General features: G+C 61.7%; 17 protein-coding genes. 4 read left to right on the forward strand and 13 right to left on the reverse strand.

Annotated features, from left to right (window positions below):
- Window positions 1–15 precede the first annotated feature (15 nt).
- Window positions 16–1,323: a hypothetical protein gene (locus tag AC5ZGW_RS05390; RefSeq protein ID WP_130225737.1), complete on the forward strand. Its 1,308-nt coding sequence runs from the start codon at window positions 16–18 to the stop codon at window positions 1,321–1,323.
- A 44-nt stretch (window positions 1,324–1,367) separates the two neighbouring features.
- Here the strand turns inward: AC5ZGW_RS05390 and AC5ZGW_RS05395 are convergent, their stop codons facing one another.
- Window positions 1,368–1,655: a hypothetical protein gene (locus AC5ZGW_RS05395; RefSeq protein WP_207231014.1), complete on the reverse strand. Its 288-nt coding sequence runs from the start codon at window positions 1,653–1,655 to the stop codon at window positions 1,368–1,370.
- A gap of 9 nt (window positions 1,656–1,664) precedes the next feature.
- Window positions 1,665–3,422, reverse strand: coding sequence for a thiamine pyrophosphate-dependent enzyme (locus tag AC5ZGW_RS05400; RefSeq protein ID WP_130225736.1), 1,758 nt, complete (start codon window positions 3,420–3,422; stop codon window positions 1,665–1,667).
- A 218-nt stretch (window positions 3,423–3,640) separates the two neighbouring features.
- On the opposite strand from AC5ZGW_RS05400, the gene AC5ZGW_RS05405 reads away from it, so the two are divergent.
- Complete coding sequence (locus AC5ZGW_RS05405; RefSeq protein WP_245474695.1) at window positions 3,641–3,931, forward strand: SDR family NAD(P)-dependent oxidoreductase; 291 nt, start codon at window positions 3,641–3,643, stop codon at window positions 3,929–3,931.
- 217 nt (window positions 3,932–4,148) lie between these two features.
- On the opposite strand, the gene AC5ZGW_RS05410 is transcribed toward AC5ZGW_RS05405, so the two are convergent.
- The 4 genes from AC5ZGW_RS05410 to AC5ZGW_RS05425 form a co-directional block, all read right to left on the reverse strand.
- The gene (locus tag AC5ZGW_RS05410) at window positions 4,149–5,105 is read right to left on the reverse strand and encodes an MBL fold metallo-hydrolase (protein WP_130225734.1); all 957 of its coding nucleotides are present in this window, start codon (window positions 5,103–5,105) and stop codon (window positions 4,149–4,151) included.
- Window positions 5,106–5,185: 80 nt separating this feature from the next.
- A complete protein-coding gene (locus AC5ZGW_RS05415) occupies window positions 5,186–6,391 on the reverse strand; it encodes an NAD(P)/FAD-dependent oxidoreductase (protein WP_130225733.1) in 1,206 nt (401 codons plus the stop codon).
- 176 nt (window positions 6,392–6,567) lie between these two features.
- Window positions 6,568–7,521: a helix-turn-helix transcriptional regulator gene (locus AC5ZGW_RS05420; RefSeq protein ID WP_130225732.1), complete on the reverse strand. Its 954-nt coding sequence runs from the start codon at window positions 7,519–7,521 to the stop codon at window positions 6,568–6,570.
- A 54-nt stretch (window positions 7,522–7,575) separates the two neighbouring features.
- Window positions 7,576–8,325 carry an SDR family oxidoreductase gene (locus AC5ZGW_RS05425; protein WP_496113881.1) on the reverse strand — a complete coding sequence of 250 codons (750 nt, stop codon included), beginning with the start codon at window positions 8,323–8,325 and terminating at the stop codon, window positions 7,576–7,578.
- Between the two features lie 134 nt (window positions 8,326–8,459).
- Between AC5ZGW_RS05425 and AC5ZGW_RS05430 the strand changes: the two genes are divergently transcribed.
- Window positions 8,460–10,037 (forward strand): winged helix-turn-helix domain-containing tetratricopeptide repeat protein, encoded by a 1,578-nt coding sequence (locus tag AC5ZGW_RS05430; protein ID WP_130224097.1) that lies wholly within the window; start codon window positions 8,460–8,462, stop codon window positions 10,035–10,037.
- A gap of 355 nt (window positions 10,038–10,392) precedes the next feature.
- On the opposite strand, the gene AC5ZGW_RS05435 is transcribed toward AC5ZGW_RS05430, so the two are convergent.
- The 4 genes from AC5ZGW_RS05435 to argE all read right to left on the reverse strand — a co-directional run bounded on the left by AC5ZGW_RS05435 (window position 10,393) and on the right by argE (window position 13,692).
- The gene (locus AC5ZGW_RS05435; protein ID WP_130224095.1) at window positions 10,393–10,818 is read right to left on the reverse strand and encodes a GlcG/HbpS family heme-binding protein; all 426 of its coding nucleotides are present in this window, start codon (window positions 10,816–10,818) and stop codon (window positions 10,393–10,395) included.
- A gap of 75 nt (window positions 10,819–10,893) precedes the next feature.
- Window positions 10,894–11,502, reverse strand: coding sequence for a glutathione S-transferase (locus AC5ZGW_RS05440; protein ID WP_130224111.1), 609 nt, complete (start codon window positions 11,500–11,502; stop codon window positions 10,894–10,896).
- A 4-nt stretch (window positions 11,503–11,506) separates the two neighbouring features.
- A complete protein-coding gene (locus tag AC5ZGW_RS05445) occupies window positions 11,507–12,499 on the reverse strand; it encodes an NAD(P)H-quinone oxidoreductase (protein ID WP_207230956.1) in 993 nt (330 codons plus the stop codon).
- A gap of 17 nt (window positions 12,500–12,516) precedes the next feature.
- Window positions 12,517–13,692: an acetylornithine deacetylase gene (argE, locus tag AC5ZGW_RS05450; RefSeq protein WP_130224093.1), complete on the reverse strand. Its 1,176-nt coding sequence runs from the start codon at window positions 13,690–13,692 to the stop codon at window positions 12,517–12,519.
- 39 nt (window positions 13,693–13,731) lie between these two features.
- On the opposite strand from argE, the gene AC5ZGW_RS05455 reads away from it, so the two are divergent.
- Window positions 13,732–14,385: a DUF1028 domain-containing protein gene (locus AC5ZGW_RS05455; protein WP_130224091.1), complete on the forward strand. Its 654-nt coding sequence runs from the start codon at window positions 13,732–13,734 to the stop codon at window positions 14,383–14,385.
- 11 nt (window positions 14,386–14,396) lie between these two features.
- On the opposite strand, the gene AC5ZGW_RS05460 is transcribed toward AC5ZGW_RS05455, so the two are convergent.
- The 3 genes from AC5ZGW_RS05460 to AC5ZGW_RS05470 are packed head-to-tail and all read right to left on the reverse strand — an operon-like array spanning window position 14,397 to window position 17,195.
- Window positions 14,397–15,545 (reverse strand): ABC transporter ATP-binding protein, encoded by a 1,149-nt coding sequence (locus AC5ZGW_RS05460; protein ID WP_130224089.1) that lies wholly within the window; start codon window positions 15,543–15,545, stop codon window positions 14,397–14,399.
- The gene (locus AC5ZGW_RS05465) at window positions 15,529–16,344 is read right to left on the reverse strand and encodes an ABC transporter permease (RefSeq protein WP_130224087.1); all 816 of its coding nucleotides are present in this window, start codon (window positions 16,342–16,344) and stop codon (window positions 15,529–15,531) included. The genes AC5ZGW_RS05460 and AC5ZGW_RS05465 overlap by 17 nt, the downstream gene beginning before the upstream one ends.
- A complete protein-coding gene (locus tag AC5ZGW_RS05470; RefSeq protein ID WP_130224085.1) occupies window positions 16,341–17,195 on the reverse strand; it encodes an ABC transporter permease in 855 nt (284 codons plus the stop codon). The genes AC5ZGW_RS05465 and AC5ZGW_RS05470 overlap by 4 nt, the downstream gene beginning before the upstream one ends.
- Window positions 17,196–17,207: the final 12 nt, after the last annotated feature.

Consider the following 17,207-nt stretch of genomic DNA (forward strand, 5'->3'; position numbering starts at 1 on the left):
AAATGAAGGCCGGGCATGGAAACCCTCGAGGCATATCTCCACAGAAAGCACGAAGAGCTCAACTTGCTGAACCGCTTCCTCAGCACTCCTCTGTCGTTGCACCATCCCGCCTCGGTCGCTGAGGTCATTGAACGGAAATTTCAACTGGCCGCGGCCCTGAAGGCTGAGCATGCGCTGCACGATTGGGCGCTCACGGAGACTGCATGGGCGTATCCGGATCGGCTGCGCGCGGGACCATTCGAATTCAGCTATGGCTACCAGCGCGCCGACCTGGACGTACGGGGCCCGTCGTTTTATCAATTCGACGACGCGGCAGCCAATGAGACGATCTATACCTCCTCGGGGATGGCCGCGATATCGGCGCTGCTGCTGGCATCGGCACAAATGATGCCAGAGGCGGACATCTTGGTACTACCTGGCTCTTATAGTGAAACGCTGGAGCTGATCGAAAGTCATGCCCGCCATTTGCGGCCGATGCTGCTGAAAAGCTCACCCGGCGAGGTCGCGTCTCGGGCGCGACGATTGCGGGTGCTTCTCTTGGACTCATGTGCACCCGCGGCCGCATTCGAGACGACGCTTCGCGGCGCAAACCCGCGCCTTGATCTCATCGTTTTCGACACAACCTGCTTCTCCAGCGGCTCGGGGCGCATCCGCCGCGTCCTGAATTGGGCGCATCGTTGGGAAATTCCGATCGTGCTTGTACGCAGCCACACCAAGCTCGACTCCCTTGGGTTGGAATACGGCCGGCTCGGCTCCGCTGTCTTTGTCGCTTGCGAAGCGCACCGTGTGCATCAGGCACAACTGGAGGCGCTTGCGAGGGAGATGCGAAAGGCCGTTCGACTGTTCGGCGGCGCAGCGTTGCCGGCGCATTTCCCGCCCTATGTCGGAACGAGAGCCTATCGGGATCTCACCAATAAGCGCGTCTCAGCAATCTTGCGGAACGGCAGAAGGACTGCGCGCTATTTTGCATCCACGCTCGCCGGCTCGTCGGGAGAGCTTCATTTTGGCCACGGGCTGTATGTGACGCTCGCGCCAAAGCGAATGCTTGATGAGAGGCAAACGAGGCAAATGGCAGCGGATTTGTGCGGCGACCTGAGGAAAGCCGGGTTGCCGTTGCGTCACGCAGGAAGCTTTGGCTTCGATTTCGGTGCAGCGGAGTGGTTCCACGACAAGACACGCGATCGCTACCTCGTCAGGATCGCGATCCCCGACTTGCCTACATCAATTTGGGATCGCGTCGCGCAAGCCGTGGCCCAATGGTGGTCAGCGCATGAGGAGCAACCGTTTCGCTCTGCAGGATTGCCCATAGGGGCATTCCGATAGCGCCTTTCACTTGAAAAGGCGGCAATGCCGGTGCCCGTCAGAGCTCAGTGCATGGCGTCAGCAATCACTTCCGCGACGTGCTTCGTTCGGCGGCCCGTGCATTGCTCGATCTGTTCGCGGCAACTAAAACCGTTGGCGAGAATGATCGTGTCGGCGCCCGCCTCGCGGGGGGCAGCCGCGCTATAGCCAACGCCGGTTACACCTCCGGCGTCGACCTCGACCAGCACGAGCGTCGTAGCCGACCAGGCGATCGTACCGTCTGCTTCCGGCGCATCCGTCGGAATGCGATACGACCGTGCTGCCAGACGCCTGATCCTTGTCTCTTCGCCCATCGCTCCGACTCAAATGATTTCGCGGACCACATCCGAGCCGATGGTCAGTGCGATCTTGCCCTTCGCCGGCGTGCCGCGAACGAGCGATTCGGCCAAATGCGTGATCTGCGTCAAAGTCGCCTTCGGCGGCATCGGCGGTTCGTGCGGATCGACCACCGCTTCGATCAATGCCGGGCCGCGCGTGCTCAGCGCCTCGCGCAGCACCTCGCCGCACTGCGCCGGATCGTCGACACTGAACGCGCTCACACCAAAGCCGCGCGCCACCGCTGCAAAGTCGATCGGCTGCAGATCGCAGACGTATTCCGGATTGCCCAGGAACACCATCTGCTCCCATTTGATCTGCCCGAGGGAGTTGTTCTTGATAACCACGATTTTTACGTCGAGGCCGTATTTCACGCAGGTGGCAAGCTCGCCCATCAGCATGGTGAGACCGCCGTCGCCAACAAACGCCACAACCTGCCTGCCCGGGAAAGCCACCGCAGCCGCAATCGCATAGGGCAAGCCGCACGCCATGGTCGCGAGATTGCCGGAGCACGAGAACATCATATTGCCGCGCATGACCAGGTGTCGGGCTATCCAGGTGGTGATTGTTCCGGAATCGGTTGCCACGATCGCATCATCGGAAAGAAGCTTGTTGAGCTCGTACGCTACGCGCTCAGGTTTCATCGGCTTTTGGCTATTGGTGCCGCGCTGGCTCATCAACGCGTTCCATTCCTTCATCCCCTCCTGGGTCTGTTGCAGGAACGAACGATCGTCACGATAATCAAGCTGCCGCAGCAGAGCCTGAAGTACCTTGCCGGTATCACCCACCAGGCCTGCCTCGACTGGATACCGCAGCCCGATCCGCTGCGGATCGACATCGATCTGGACGGCGCGCGCCTGACCCGGCTTTGGATAAAACTCGATGTAGGGGAACGTGCTGCCGGCAATCAGAAGCGTGTCACAGCTTTCCAGTGCTTCCTGCGCGGGTTTGGTTCCGAGAAGGCCAATGCCGCCGGCCGAATACGGACTGTCGTCGGGGATCGCCCCCTTGCCAAGAAGTGGCTTGATGACCGGCGCGCCGAGGCGCTCCGCTACAGCGAGAACCTCGTTGCGCGCATCGAGCGCTCCGCGGCCTGCAAGAATGGCTGTCTTCTTGCCGACCTTAAGGATCTCGGATGCTTTGGCGAGCTGCTCGTCGCTTGCGGTCTGCGCCGAGCGGGCCATCAGATCCGAAACATGGTTTGGCACGTTGCGTTTCGATCTCTTGCCTGCGCTTACAGGCTGCGATTGCATGTCAACCGGAACGGTCACGTGGGCAACGCCGTGGTAGGCAAGCGCGGTCCGGCAGGCCAGTTCCACGATATTCTGGACGTGGTGCGGGCCCATCACGCGGCTGTTGTAGACGCACACGTCCATAAAGAGCTTGTCGAGTTCCACGTCCTGCTGCGTGAATGTGTGGAGCAAGTCGTGAAATTGCAGGCCGGTGATGGCCAGCACGGATTGCCCATCGAGCTTGGCGTCGTAGAGACCGTTAAGAAGATGGATGCCACCGGGACCTGATGTTGCAAGGCATACGCCGAGCCGGCCCGTCCACTTCGCGTAGGCACAGGCGTTGAAGGCCGCGGCTTCTTCATGACGGACCTGGACGAACTTGATCCGGTCCTGGCGCGTGCGCAGGGCCTCGATAATGCCATTGATGCCATCACCCGGAAGCCCGAAGACGGTATCGACACCCCAGTCGAGCAGCGTCTCGACCAGGACATCTGATGCGGTGGAGGATGCCATGGGTGCGTCCGATAAGGTTGTAACGTCGTCCCTTTGCGAAGAACAAGCTGACTCCGGGACCGTCCTATAAGCCCGCGATTTTCAGGAACTTCTTCGCCGGACGCGCGGTTGGTCTGATGTGAGATCAGCATGCGGCATAAGCCCGGCCACCCGGAGAGACTGATCCATATGTGAGACACGGTTCGCACATGTCTGGTGAGCTTCGAAACTGCAACGTCGTGATCACGGGCGCCTCCGCTGGTGTGGGCCGGGCCGCCGCGCATCGTTTTGCGCGAGCCGGCGCTCGCGTCGGATTGATTGCGCGCGATGCCGACGCACTGAATGACGTGAAGGGCGAACTCGAGGGGCTTGGGGGCGCCGGTTTCGTCGCGCCGGCTGACGTCTCAAATCCGGATGAGGTGTTCGCAGCGGCAGACTCCATTGTGCGGCAATTTGGGCCGATCGACGTGTGGATCAACGATGCGATGGTCACCGTCTTTTCGCCCGTGTGGAAAACGTCAAGAGCTTGAGCGTTATCGCGCTTCGCAGGACAGTATCCCTGCTCCGGCCCTTCGGATTGGCAAGCCTTTCTCCAGTCGCGCCACCACGCAATGGTGCGCTCGCAATTGTGCATGTTCACTAATTCGCTGATCGAATCGGGGAGCGCAATCAGCAGCGCGCAAACTAGGGCGTGAACTCTTTACGTTATGAGCACGCGCCCTAGTTCGGATTTAAGCCAACAAGCGGTCAGTAGTCCCAGAAAACCGGTACCCAACGAAACGCGTCGCCGTCCACCGCGACCCGACCGACAGACGGGAATGGCAGGTGAGTGGCCACCAGCATCTCGCCGGTCGCAGCCAGCTCCCGCAAGAGACGGACCCGAACGCGCGCCGCCTCCTCGGGGTCGTGTTCGAAGCCGTTGTGCCAGTCGGGCTGGTCGAACCCGACCGCGAACACGGCGTCGCCGGCGAACGTCAGGGCGTCGCCGCCGGACGCCAGGCGGACCACGCTGTGCCCGGGGGTGTGGCCGCCGGTGCGGCGGACGACCACGCCCGGAGCCACCTCGTGCTCCTCATCGAACTGACGCAGATGGTTGTGGTACTGGTTGACGAACCGCTTGGCCGCCGACCGAAGCGCGTCCGGGAACCCCGGCGGCATGGCGGTGTGGGAGAAATCGGGTGACTCCCAGAATTTGACCTCGGCGGCAGCCACGTGAATCTGCAGGTCCGGACGCAGCCTCTCCTTCACGCCCTCGACGAGCAGCCCGCCAACGTGATCCATATGCATGTGGGTCAGCACCACGTCGGTCACGGACGCGAGATCGATGCCGGCGGCGTCCAGTCGCTTGACCAACTGCCCGGCCCGCGGCAAGTGCAAGTCCGGGTCGCCCCCTAGTCCAGCATCGATGAGGATGGTTCGACCGCCGCTACGCACCACGACCGCATTCAGCGCCCAGTCGAAAGCGTCCGGCGGCAGGAACATGTTGTTCAGCCAGGCCGCCCGGATGGCCGGGTCGGCGTTGTGTCCTAACATTTTGGTGGGCAGCGGTAGTACCCCATCGCTGACCACCAGCACGTCAATCTCGCCGACCTTCAGCGCGTAGCGCGACGGAACCAATTCGTCGGGCTTCGATCTAACGGGGTGTGCGGTAATATCTAGGCTCATGTTTGTCTCCTGCTGAGTGTTGTGGATCATCTGATTCATCTCCTGCGTTCGATCTTGGTGCTCGATCCTGGGCGGGCCACGCTTCCCGCGCGGAAAGCGCTTCAATGCTGGTTGGGTGTTCAGAGATCGGTGACACGCTCGGGGTCAGCCGACGCCAGAGCAGCGGCGCGCTCGGCGCGCGGCGGATAGATCCAGACGGTGTTGATCTCCCGCTTGGTCTTCTTTGCCTCGTCGCCAACCATCTCGACCTTGCGGTCCCAGCCGCGCGTGAAGAGCGCGCCGGCTTCTCCGAGGTCGAGACAGGTGACGTATGCCTTCTGGTGGTACGGCATAGTCGGAACTCCCAAGAGTTCAGCGGCGGCATTGTTGCCCGCAAAGGCGCCCATCCGCGTAGCGTGCTGGCACGACATCAGCGCATAGTTGCCGACATCGTCGCACGCTGCGCGAGCGGCATCGCCGGTGGCGAAGACACCGGGCACCGACAGCACGCGCAGATCGCGGTCGACCAGCAGCCGGCCGAAATTGTCGCGCTCGGCGGGGATCTGCGTGGTCAATGGAGCCGCACGCATGCCGGCAGCCCAGATCACGGTCCCGCATTCGATGCGTTCGCCGTTCGAAAGCGTGACCCCGGATTTGTCCAACTCGGCGACGCCGACGCCGAACCGACCCTCCACGCCGAGTTTGCGCAATGCCTCCTCTATGAGCGGCCGAGGGCCTTCGCCCATGTCGGGAGCGATTGCGCTGTTCCTATCGACGATGATGACGCGCGGCCTGGCATCCTTGCCGAGAATCGCGCGAAGCCGCGCAGGCATCTCCGTTGCCGCCTCAATGCCGGTGAACCCGCCGCCGGCGACGACGACAGTGTCGCGCCCGTTCTTTGCCGGCCGATCGGCCAGACTGTGCAGATGCCGGTCGAGGGCCATCGCATCGTTGAGTTGGTCGACGCTGAAGCCGTGTTCGGCAAGGCCCGGAATATTCGGACGGAACAGCCGGCTGCCGGTGGCGACGACCAGCCGATCATAAGAGAGGTTCTTCTTCGCACCTTTTGCGGTGGCGATTTCCACCGTGCGAGACTTGGTGTCGACCGTCTCTGCGCTGCCTTGCACGTAAACGACATCGATGGCTTCGAGGACCTCCAGCAGAGGCGCGGTCAGCGTCTCTGGCTTCGGCTCGTAAAGTCGCGGGCGAATGACCAGCCTCGGGTCCGGCGCGATCAGCGCGATCTCGAGTTCTTCAGGTGAAGCGCCCCTGATATCGCGCAGCCGGGCAGCGGAAAGCGCTGCGTACATGCCGGCGAAGCCGGCGCCTATGATGACAAGTCGCATGTGACCTACTCCTGTGGTTTGAGTTTTTCCGACGCAAGAAACCAGAGACGCTGGGACGCGATGAACGAGAGCAACTCAGCGTTGACGAGGTCGGCATGGGTCGTGCACATGCCTATTTACCGAAGGAGGTGTGCAGCCGCGCCCGAGCGATTGAGGTAATTGCAGAGGAATTGCTGCTAACGCGCCCGCCGTCTCCAATTGCTCGGAGTTTCGCCGGTCAAACGCCTGAACGCCGCCGCGAAGGCTGTTTGAGAGGCGTAGCCAAGTGCCGCTGCGACCGAGACGATCGACGCGTCGGTGTCGCGAAGCATGTTCATTGCCTGCTCGAGCCGGTGTTGGCGCAGCCAGGCGTGAGGTGAAAGTCCGGTGCTTTCCTTGAAGGCACGGCAGAAGTGAAAGCGCGACAGGCCGGCATCTGCAGCCAGTGCAGCCAGTGAGACGTCGGCATCGCTGTCCGAGCGCAAGCGTTCGATGGCACGGAGCAGGACCTTCGGCGAAAGCCCACCCAAGGTCGGCCGGAACGTGTTTGGCGAGCCGGTGTGCGCGACCAGGATGCGCGTGGCCAGGAGGTCTGTCAGTTGATGCCTGAACAACCTATCCAGAGCCCCATTGCCCTCCAGGACGTCGGCCGCGCTCAAGAGCAATCGGGATGTAATCGGGTCGGGATGCGCCGTTCGCTCCAGAAGATCGACCGATGTGGTAGTATCGGCTTCGCGTGCAACGCGATCGAGCGTTGTGTGCGGAAGATAGAGCTGAACGACATCGACAGGTTTCGGAATATCCCACCGGGAGCTTGATCCGGCCGGAATGATTATCACAACCCCAGGACGAAACGTTCCAATCGTAGCCGATCTTCCTGACCGCCGCTCCATGCGTTGAATCGAGCCGTTGTAAGCCATGACGACGTGATCGGTCATGGGCTGGACGACATCGTGCAGTGGTTCGTGTTTCCAGTGGGCGATCCCGCCACCGGAGGGGTCCAACGCCATACGGAGCGGAGCCGTGTTGAGAACACGCGCCATTTCCGCATCGGCAGAATGCCGGTCGGCGGTGGGCTGGGTGCCCTGGCGCGCCTCAGATTCGACCGGCGGATCCTCCTGCGAGGGATCGCGCAAGATAGGCTTGCTCATGATTTCATGCTCGCATGATGTAGGCACGTGAAGAGCGTTCGTCGCTCGTTCTTCTCACTGGCTAAGCCTTCTCAACCAGTCCTCGAAACGCACCGAGCCGAGCCAGGGGTTGTTGCCCGGCATAAGAGACCGATCGTTTAGTTCCGCGCGGAAATAGCGGGCGTGGATGTCGGCGACGACCTTGCGGCGGTCCTTCGTCGCCGTCAGGTAACGCCGGCCGAATTCATCGAGGCTGAATCGCTCCGGACCGGCCAGTTCGACTACGCCGTTAATTGGAGCTGCGAGCGTGACGTCGGCCAGCGCATCGGCAACGTCGTCCGATGCCACGGGCTGAAACAAAGCGGGCGACAGCCTGACGATTTGTCCATCCGTGGAGGAATCGACGACCGCGCCCACGAACTCGAAGAACTGCGTCGCGCGCAGGATCGTGTAGGGAATTTTCGAAGCTCTGATCAGATTTTCTTGCGCTAGCTTGGCACGGAAGTAACCGCATTCCGGAAGCCGGTCTGCCCCGACAATGGACAGCCCGACGTGGAGACGCACGCCGGCGGCAGCCTCAGCCGCGAGCAAATTGCGACCCGAAGTTTCGAAGAAACTCAGAACCGCGTCGTCCTCGAACGAGGGAGAGTTCGCGACGTCGACGACAATTTCAGCGCCGGAAAGTGCATTATCGAGGCCCTCGCTCGTTATCGTGTTGACGCCCCTGCCGAGAGCTGCTGGAATCACTTGGTGGCCCTTCCGACGCAGCTTGCTCGCAAGCTTCGTTCCGATGAGGCCGGGGCCGCCAACAACAACAATCTTCATGACGCTCCTCGATTTGGTGGCCACCAATGGCCCTGCTCCTGATGAGAATGCGCCCCTACGGCCGGAAAGGCCTTGTAGGCGTCTTGAATTGCGGTTGAATTTTGCTTGGCTTCTTGTCCAAGGGGAGCGCGGAAGTGCCGTTCTCGTTTGAAGACTATTGCCTGGACCCCGACCGGCGCGAACTCAAGCGAGGCTCCGAGCTCATAGCCATCGGACCGAAGGTGTTCGATCTGCTCCTCTTTCTGGTCCAAAACCGGGATCAGGTCGTGACAAGAGACGATCTGCTGCAGGCCGTGTGGGAAGGACGGATCGTCTCCGAGTCGACGCTGACGAGCCACATCAATGCGGTGCGCAAGGCGATCGGCGACACCGGCAAGGAGCAGCGCCTGATCCGGACGGTTGCACGCAGGGGCATCCGCTTCGTCGGCAAGATTGCCGAAGAAAAATTGCCCGCGAACAGTTTGGTCATGGACTCAAGTAACGCAGGCGAAAGGCTCGGACCCATTCTGACCCTGCCGGATTCCCCATCGATCGCGGTCCTGCCATTTCGGAACCTCAGTGGCGACGTCGAGCAGGACTATTTTGCCGATGGCATCGTCGAGGACATCATCACCGCCTTGTCGCGCATTCGCTGGCTGTTCGTGATCGCCCGTAACTCGAGCTTCACCTACAAAGACAAGACGGTAGACGAGAAGCAGGTGGGACGCGAGCTTGGCGTGCGTTACGTCGTCGAAGGCAGCGTGCGCCAGTCCGAAAACCGGATTCGTATCACGGGCCAGCTCGTGGATGCGGCGACAGGCACCCATCTTTGGGCCGAGAGATTCGAAGGGACGCTTGACGACATCTTTGAACTTCAGGATCAGATCGCAACCAGCATCGTCGGAGCGATCGCCTCGCAGCTCGAGCGGGCGGAGATCGATCGTGCGAGGCGGAAGCCGACCGGCAGCCTCAGTGCCTACGACAACTATTTGCGTGCCATGCCTCATTTGCATCGGGGCACGCGGGAGGCAATGAACGAGGCGCTGCCGCTGTTCTACAAGGCCATGCAGCTCGATCCGGAGTTTGCCTCTGCCCACGCAATGGCGGCCTGGTGTCATTTCTGGCGAAAGGTAAATGGCTGGATGACCGACCGGGCACAGGAAATCGCGGAAGGCGTTCGACTGGCCCGCCTTGCGGTGGAATTGGGCAAGGACGACGCTGTCGCGCTCACCAGGGGCGGACATGCCCTTGCCCATCTCGCTGGCGACGTGGAGGGCGCGATCACGCTGGTCGACAAGGCGCTGGTGCTCAATCCGAACCTAGCGTCGGCCTGGTTCCTGGGAGGCTTTCTCAGAGCGGAGCGCGGTGACCCCGATGCTGCAATCGAGTTCTTTACGCGCGCGATGCGTTTCAGCCCGCTGGATCCGGAGATGTTCCGCATGCAGGCAGGCATGGCCCTATCTCATTTATTTGCAGGGCGGTTTGACATGGCCGCATCCTGGGCCGAACAATCCTTCAGGCAATTGCCCAGCTTTTTGATGGCCGCGGCCATCATCGCTGCAAGTCACGCGCTCGCTGGTCGGACCGAGCAGGCGCACATCGCGGTCGAACATTTGCGGAAGCTGGATCCCACGTTTCGTGCCACCCGCCTCACAGACTGGCTTCCGATCCGGCGGCCGGAGCATCTCGTCCAGTTCGAAACCGGCCTGCGGCTGGCAGGCCTGCCGGCGTGACCTCCGTTCGGGCTCTAGCAGGATTCGTCATTCGCTATAGAGCAAAAACAGCTTGAACAGGTCACTTCCGCTTCTCCTGCAATGGCGGAAACCCTTCAACGCTCATCCACGACCTTTGTGACGAATGTCCACGGGTCGCACCAGTTTCGTACAAGAAACAACGACGCCAAAACGCAACGAGCGCGAATGAAAACGGACCATAATCAGCGAATATGGTCGATATCCCGTCGCTGCCTTTGCCGATCAGCGCAGCAACAGGATCAAGGCGTCCGGCCTGACCGTATCGAAAACATTCAGGTGACTAGGTTTTGTTATTACCTTGAGCGAGGCAGAACCTGGTTCGCCTCGCACGGTTTCATGGCTTTTGATCCTCCGCTCCGATCGCCGCCAATGCGGCGCGGGCTACTTCGACGTCTTGTGCACCGGTGCCAGACCCCACGCCGACCGCACCGACACATTGGCCTCCTATAATGATTGGCAGTCCACCTTCGAGGTTGGTGAGTCGGCCCCCACCTGCAATGGCAAGCTTGATCTCATTGGCCGGATCGAGTCGCGACGTCGGTTGACGATGCGAAGCCGCGGTGATGGCCTTGGACATCGAGGTCTCCCGGGACAGCAGTTTGGCGCCATCCATCCGGACAAATGCCAGCAGGTTGCCGCCGTCATCGACGATCGAAATGTTCTGCGGTGCGTTAAGCTCTTCCGCTTTGGCTATGGCACCAGCCAACGCCTTGAGCGCGCCGTCATGTGTCAATTTGAGGGAGGGTTTGGTCATCGCCATTTTCGATAGCTCCGGTATCATGCCTTGTACGGCTCGATGAAGCATGCGGAGGCATGCTCCCGACGAATGTCTCAATCATCCATCCGCTGGAAACGTGTCTCGCAAAGACGGACGCAGCGACATGGTTTCGAACCAAATGGCCAGCGCCGGCCGCGTTGTGCGCCAGTCGAATGACGCGAACCGGAAATCCAGATAGCCAAGCGCGCAGGCGATGGTGAGGCTACCGATGCTGATGCGTGCGCCGAATTCAGCGACCGTGTTTTCCATCTGGTCGAGTGCTGCGGCGATCTTGGTGATCTGGCCGTCTATCCAGTCGGCCGATCGATGCTCATCACTTCTGCAGGTGTTCTCGTAGCGGGTCAGCAGAGCGGCATCGAGGAGGCCGTCACCGAGGGCCTGTTCGGTGAGGACCTGCCAGCGCTGGGGCCCGCGCGGAAACAGCGAGCCATTTCCGAGGTCATCGAGATACTCGCAGATCACCCGGCTGTCGAATAGCAGCGTTCCGTCCGGCAGTTTTGCGGCCGGGACCTTGGCGAGCGGATTGAAGATGGCGATCCTCTCATCGCGCTTCAACGGATGCGCGGCGCTTGGCAACCGCACGATGCGATCAGCAATGCCGAGTTCGATCGCGCAGGCCATGACCTTGCGGACATAAGGCGATGTCGGCGCATAAAGCAGTTCGATGACATCACTCATGAGCGTCTCCCGTCGGCAGCAGCAACACCTTGCCGATGTTCTCGTTGGCTTCGAGAATGCGATGGGCTTGTGCGGCGCCACTGAGCGGCAATTGCCGCCAGATCAGCGGCCTCACCACGCCAGACGCGACCAGCGGCAGCACCTCGGCGCGGAGCACGGCGGCGATCGCCGTCTTCTCCTCGTCTGACTTCGGTCGCAGCGTCGACGATGTCAGATACAACCCCTTCCGCATCACCAGCCCGAGATCAATCGGGACAACACCACCCTGCATGAAGGACAGGCTGACATGGCGTCCGCCCGGCGCCAGCACGTCGAGATTACGTGCAACGTAAGAACCGCCCACGATATCGAGCACGACATCGACGCCGCGCTCGCCGGTGACACCGCGCGCTGCGGAAACGAAATCGTCGGTACGATAATTGATCGCGGTGGCGCCCAGCGCTTCGACTGCCTTCTTCTTGGCGTCGCTGCCGACCGTCGCGATGGCCGTAGCGCCGCGAGCGATGGCCATGCGTATCGCAATCGTACCGACGCCGCTGGCGCCGCCATGCACCAGTAGGGCCTCCCCCTTCGTCAGCCGGCCGCGCTCGAACAGATTGTGCCAGACGGTGAAGAGCGCCTCGGGCAGGGCTGCCGCCTCTTCCATCGTCAGGCCCTCGGGCACAGCCAGACAATGCGATGCCTTGGCAAGGCAATAGCGCGCATAACCGCCGCCCTTGACCAGTGCCATAACCGCCTGACCGCGCAAGCCGGCGTCGCCATCGACAACGCGCCCTGCAACTTCGAGCCCGAGCACATCGGTGACACCTGCCGGCAACGGGACGGCGCCGCTTCGCTGCATCAGATCGGGGCGATTGACGCCGGCTGCGGCAACCTCGATCAGGATTTCGCCGGCAGCGGGCACGGGCACGGGTCGCGCGACCTGGATCAGCACGTCGGGACCACCCGCCTGCGTTGCGATGATGGCCTGCATGGTGGACGTCATTGTCAAAACTCCGTTGTTCATTCCCGCATCCAGTCTGCACGCGGCCGGCCTAGCAGAACGGCCAGCCTGTCGATCATCGCGCCCGCCGCTGCGAGTTCATCAAAACCGATCCATTCGTCGGCCTTGTGCCCGCGCGCCATATCGCCGGGTCCGCAAACCAGCGTCGGGATGCCCGCTTCCGCGTAGAGGCCAGCCTCGGTGCCGAATGCCACTGTCGTTGCGGGACGCGTATCGCTTGCAAGTCGCGCAACCAGACGTGCCGCAGGCGCATCGGCGCTGGTATCCAGGCCGGGATAGGCCGACAGTTCTTCGGAGATGATGTCGGCCTCTGGCGCGCTGTCACGAAGTCGGTCACGCTCGCGCGCAACCAACTCATCGATCCGTGCAAGGATTTCGCCAGTGTCACGGCCCGGCATGGTGCGTATCTCATATTCCAGCGTGGCGCGTTCCGGCACGAGATTGACCATGCTGCCGCCATGCAGCGATCCAACATGAATGGTGGTGAATGGCGGGTCGAAGGCCGCATCGCCGCCGCGTGCGATCTCCTGATCGGCGAAACCGCGCAACGCATGAGCGATCGCCACCGCGGAATCGACGGCATTGGCCGCGCGATGCGGCATCGCCGAGTGGCCGGTGCGCCCGATCACCGTCAAGCGACGCGCCACCTTGCCCTTGTGCGCGCGAACGACGCGCATCGCGGTCGGCTCTCCGACGATGGCGAGCACCGGCGGCGCGACGGACTGCATCAGCGCACGCACCAGATCCGGCGCGCCACGGCATCCGACTTCCTCGTCATAGGAAAACGCCAGATGCACCGGAACGGCCTGAGCCGCCGCCTTGAGACGCGGCACGGCGGAGAGAACGACAGCCAGAAAGCCCTTCATGTCAGTCGCGCCGCGACCATAGACGCGCTGATCACGGATGACCCCGGCAAATGGCGGCACGGTCCAGGCCTGCCCCTCCACCGGCACAACGTCCGTATGTGCCGACAGAACGACACCGGCTCGGTCCGCCGGACCAATGGTCGCGAGCAGCGACGCCTTGCGTCCGTCAGGCGACGGCACGCGACACGCCGGCACGTCCGATGACGTAAGTATCCGCTCGATATAATTGATGATATCGAGATTGGAATTCGAGCTTATACTTTCAATACTGATTAGCTCGCAAAGTATTTGAGCTATCTTTTCGATCATCTATACTACCATTACTTTTACGAATACGGGAGCATCACGATGACCTATTCTATCTCGGCGCGTTGTCCGGAGACCGGCGCATTCGGCATCGCCATCACGTCGTCCAGTATCGCGGTGCCGGCGCGCTGCGCGTGGGTCGGGCCTCTGGGCCTCGTGGTGTCGCAGAATGTAACCGACCCGGTGCTCGGCCCGACCGGTCTTGCGCTGCTGCGTCAGGGCCTCGGTGCCGCTGCCGTTCTCAACAGCCTCACACTCGGCACGCCGCAGCCAGCATGGCGACAGGTCGGCGTGATCGATCGTTACGGTCAGGTGGCCTGGCATTCCGGCGCTCAGGCATTGGCCACGGCGGCAGTTGCCGAAGGCGCTGGCTGCCTCGCGCTCGGCAATCTGCTCGCCGACGACAAGGTGCCCAGCACGATGATTGCGCGGTTCGAGGCGACCGTTGGCCAGCCACTGGCGGAGCGGTTGATGTCGGCGCTGGAAGCCGGCCTCGACGCCGGCGGTGAGACTGACGACGAGCATGCGGCGGGTTTGCATGTCGCTCACATCTTCGACTGGCCGGTCGTCGACCTGCGTATCGACTGGCACGACGCGCCGATCGGCGAGTTGCGCGCGTTGTGGGAGCGCTATCGGCCGCAGCAGAAAGATTATGTCGCACGCGCGAAGAATCCGGGCGCGGCGCCGTCGTTCTAGACGCAGACGCCTCACGGCGCCTCGCCCGGCGGAAACGCCACGATGTCGTCGGAGCCGATCGACAATCCGACCTCGGCTCCGACCGGACAGGACGACAGCGCCGCAATACCCGGCGACCGCAGCAAAATATGATCGCGCGCGCTACCTGGCGCGTCGATATAGAGATCGACATGGCCGCCCTGGAACACCTGCGTCGTCACAGTACCAGGCAGCGATCCCGATTCCCCTCGCGACGTCACGGAAAGGTGTTCCGGCCGTACGAAGACGTCCACAGAACCGCCAATCGATACTTCAGCAAGTGATGCTGCAGGAACGCTCGCGCGCACATCACCAATCGAGACCACCGCGGCATTGCCGTTCCGCTCGACGAGCCGACCGTTGAGTACGTTGGCATCACCCACGAAGGACGCGACGAAGCGATCGGCGGGACGACGATAGATATCGTCAGGCGCGGCGATCTGGCGGATGCGTCCGGCCGACATCACCGCGATGCGATCCGACATCGACAGGGCCTCGCCCTGGTCATGGGTAACAAAGATCGTGGTGACGCCGAGCTCACGCTGAATCTGCTTGAGCTCGACCTGCATGGAACCACGCAGATTCTTGTCGAGCGCCGAGAACGGCTCATCCAGCAGCAACACCTTCGGCCTGATCACGAGCGCACGCGCGAGCGCAACACGCTGCTGCTGACCACCCGACAATTGCCGGGGCTTGCGGTCTGAGAAACCCGAGAGCTTGACCAGCGCCAGCGCTTCGTCGACACGGCGCGCCATCTCCTTCTTGTCGACGCCGCGGGTCTTCAGTCCATAAGCGACGTTCATCGCGACGCTCATATGCGGAAACAGCGCATAATTTTGAAACACGATGCCGATCTCGCGCATGTGCGCCGGCGTTTCGGTGACCAGGGCGTCTTCAATAAAGATCTCGCCGCTGTCCGCTTCGAGGAAGCCCGCAACAAGATTGAGCAGCGTGGTCTTTCCGCAACCCGACGGTCCCAGCAAGGTCATGAACTCGCTCGACCCGATCTTCAGCCAGGCCTCATGCAACGCGATGGAATCGCCGAAGCGCTTGGTGACGCCGTCGAGCTGCACGGCCGGACGGATTTTGTCGTTTCCGGCGACTGACGTATTGGCAGCCATCTGATTAGTGCGCATCAACATTCAGGATTTTTCCGAGGCCCAGGAAGGAATTGGCGATCGTGAGCAAGGTCGCGGTCACGGCGATGTAGATGACCGACAGGGCGGCCAGTGTGGGATCCGCGAATTCGCGGACGTAATTGTACATGGCGACCGGCAGCGTCTGCGTGGCCTGGCTGCTGACGAACAGAGTCGCCGTGAATTCGTTGAACGATAGAATTGCTGCGAATAGCCAGCCGCTGAGCAAGCCCGGAATCAAAAGCGGGATCGTCACGGTGAACAGGATCCGCAGCGGCGTGGCGCCAAGGCTGGACGCCGCCAGTTCGAGTCGGATGTCGAGATTCTGCAGCGAGATGTAAGTGCTGCGCATCACGAACGGCAGCACCATGACCACATGGGCGAAGATGACGAGTGGAAAGCCGCGCCCGAGATTGGTCTGCGAGGCGAGGATGAGAACGCCGAGGCCGATTGTGTAGTGCGGGATGATCAGCGGCGACAGCAAAATGCCTTCGAGAAGATTCCTGAGTCTGAATTTGTGGCGGTGAATGGCGAAGGCGAAGGCCGAGCCGACCACCAGCGCGATGCTCGACGCCCACACCGTCACCGTCAAGCCATTCCAGAAGCCCTTAGCGAAATCGGGATAAGAGAACGCGCGCCAGAACCAACGCAGCGACCATGATTGCGGGGGAAACAACAAGATCGCACGATCGTTGAAGGCCGAAATCGCCACTACGATGCCTGGCAGCAGCACGAACAGGAGAATGGCGGCGATGAGGATGCGTCCCGACCATCGAAGCAGCAGGGTGCCGGGAGAGCGCTTCATGTCGTGCCTGCCATACGTTCGAGTGGGCTCGCGGCCTTCTTCAGCAAGGCGATCACGGCCAGCGATAATGCGAGGCCAATGATGGAGAGACTGGCAGCAAAGGGAAAATTGAAGGACGAGAAGCCGAGCTGATAGATCAGCGTCGACACCGTACTGACACGCCCGCCGCCGATCAGTTGCGGAGTCGCGAAAGCACTGAACGTCCACGCGAAGGCCGTGGAGAAACCAGCGACGATTCCGGGCATCGACAGCGGCAGGGTAATGGTGAGGAAAACGCGGACCGGACCGGCGCCGAGACTTTCGGCGGCCTTCTCGTAGTTGCGGTCGATGTGCGAGAGCGCTGCAGCCAGCATGATCACCATGATCGGCATGGTCACATGGACCAGCGCAGCGACCACGCCGCCAACGGTGAACATCATCTGCATCGGACGATCCAGCAGGCCAAGCTGGAGCAGCAGCGTATTCAGAAAGCCCTTGTTACCGAGCACGATCATCCACGAATAGGTCCGCACCACCTCGCCGAGAAACAGCGGCGTGACCGACACGACCAGAATGAAGGAGCGCAGCGCCGAACTATTGGTGCGCACCAGCGCATAAGCTAGCGGATAGGCCAGAATCAGCGTGAACACCGCAGTCTCGAAACACAACAACACTGTATTCCAGAATGCCAAAGCATAGAGCGGCCGCAGCATGGCCGCGAAATTCTGCAACGTGAACCCACCGACTTCGAGCGAGCCGGGAATATAGGCCCGGACGCTATACTGAAAGACGGCCAGCATCGCCGCGATCAGGCCCACGGCGACGAGGCCGGCCGGCGAAACGAACCAACCCAGAAACGGACGTGTGTTCATGGACAAACTCGA

The organism is Bradyrhizobium sp. Crot121, assembly GCF_059512385.1.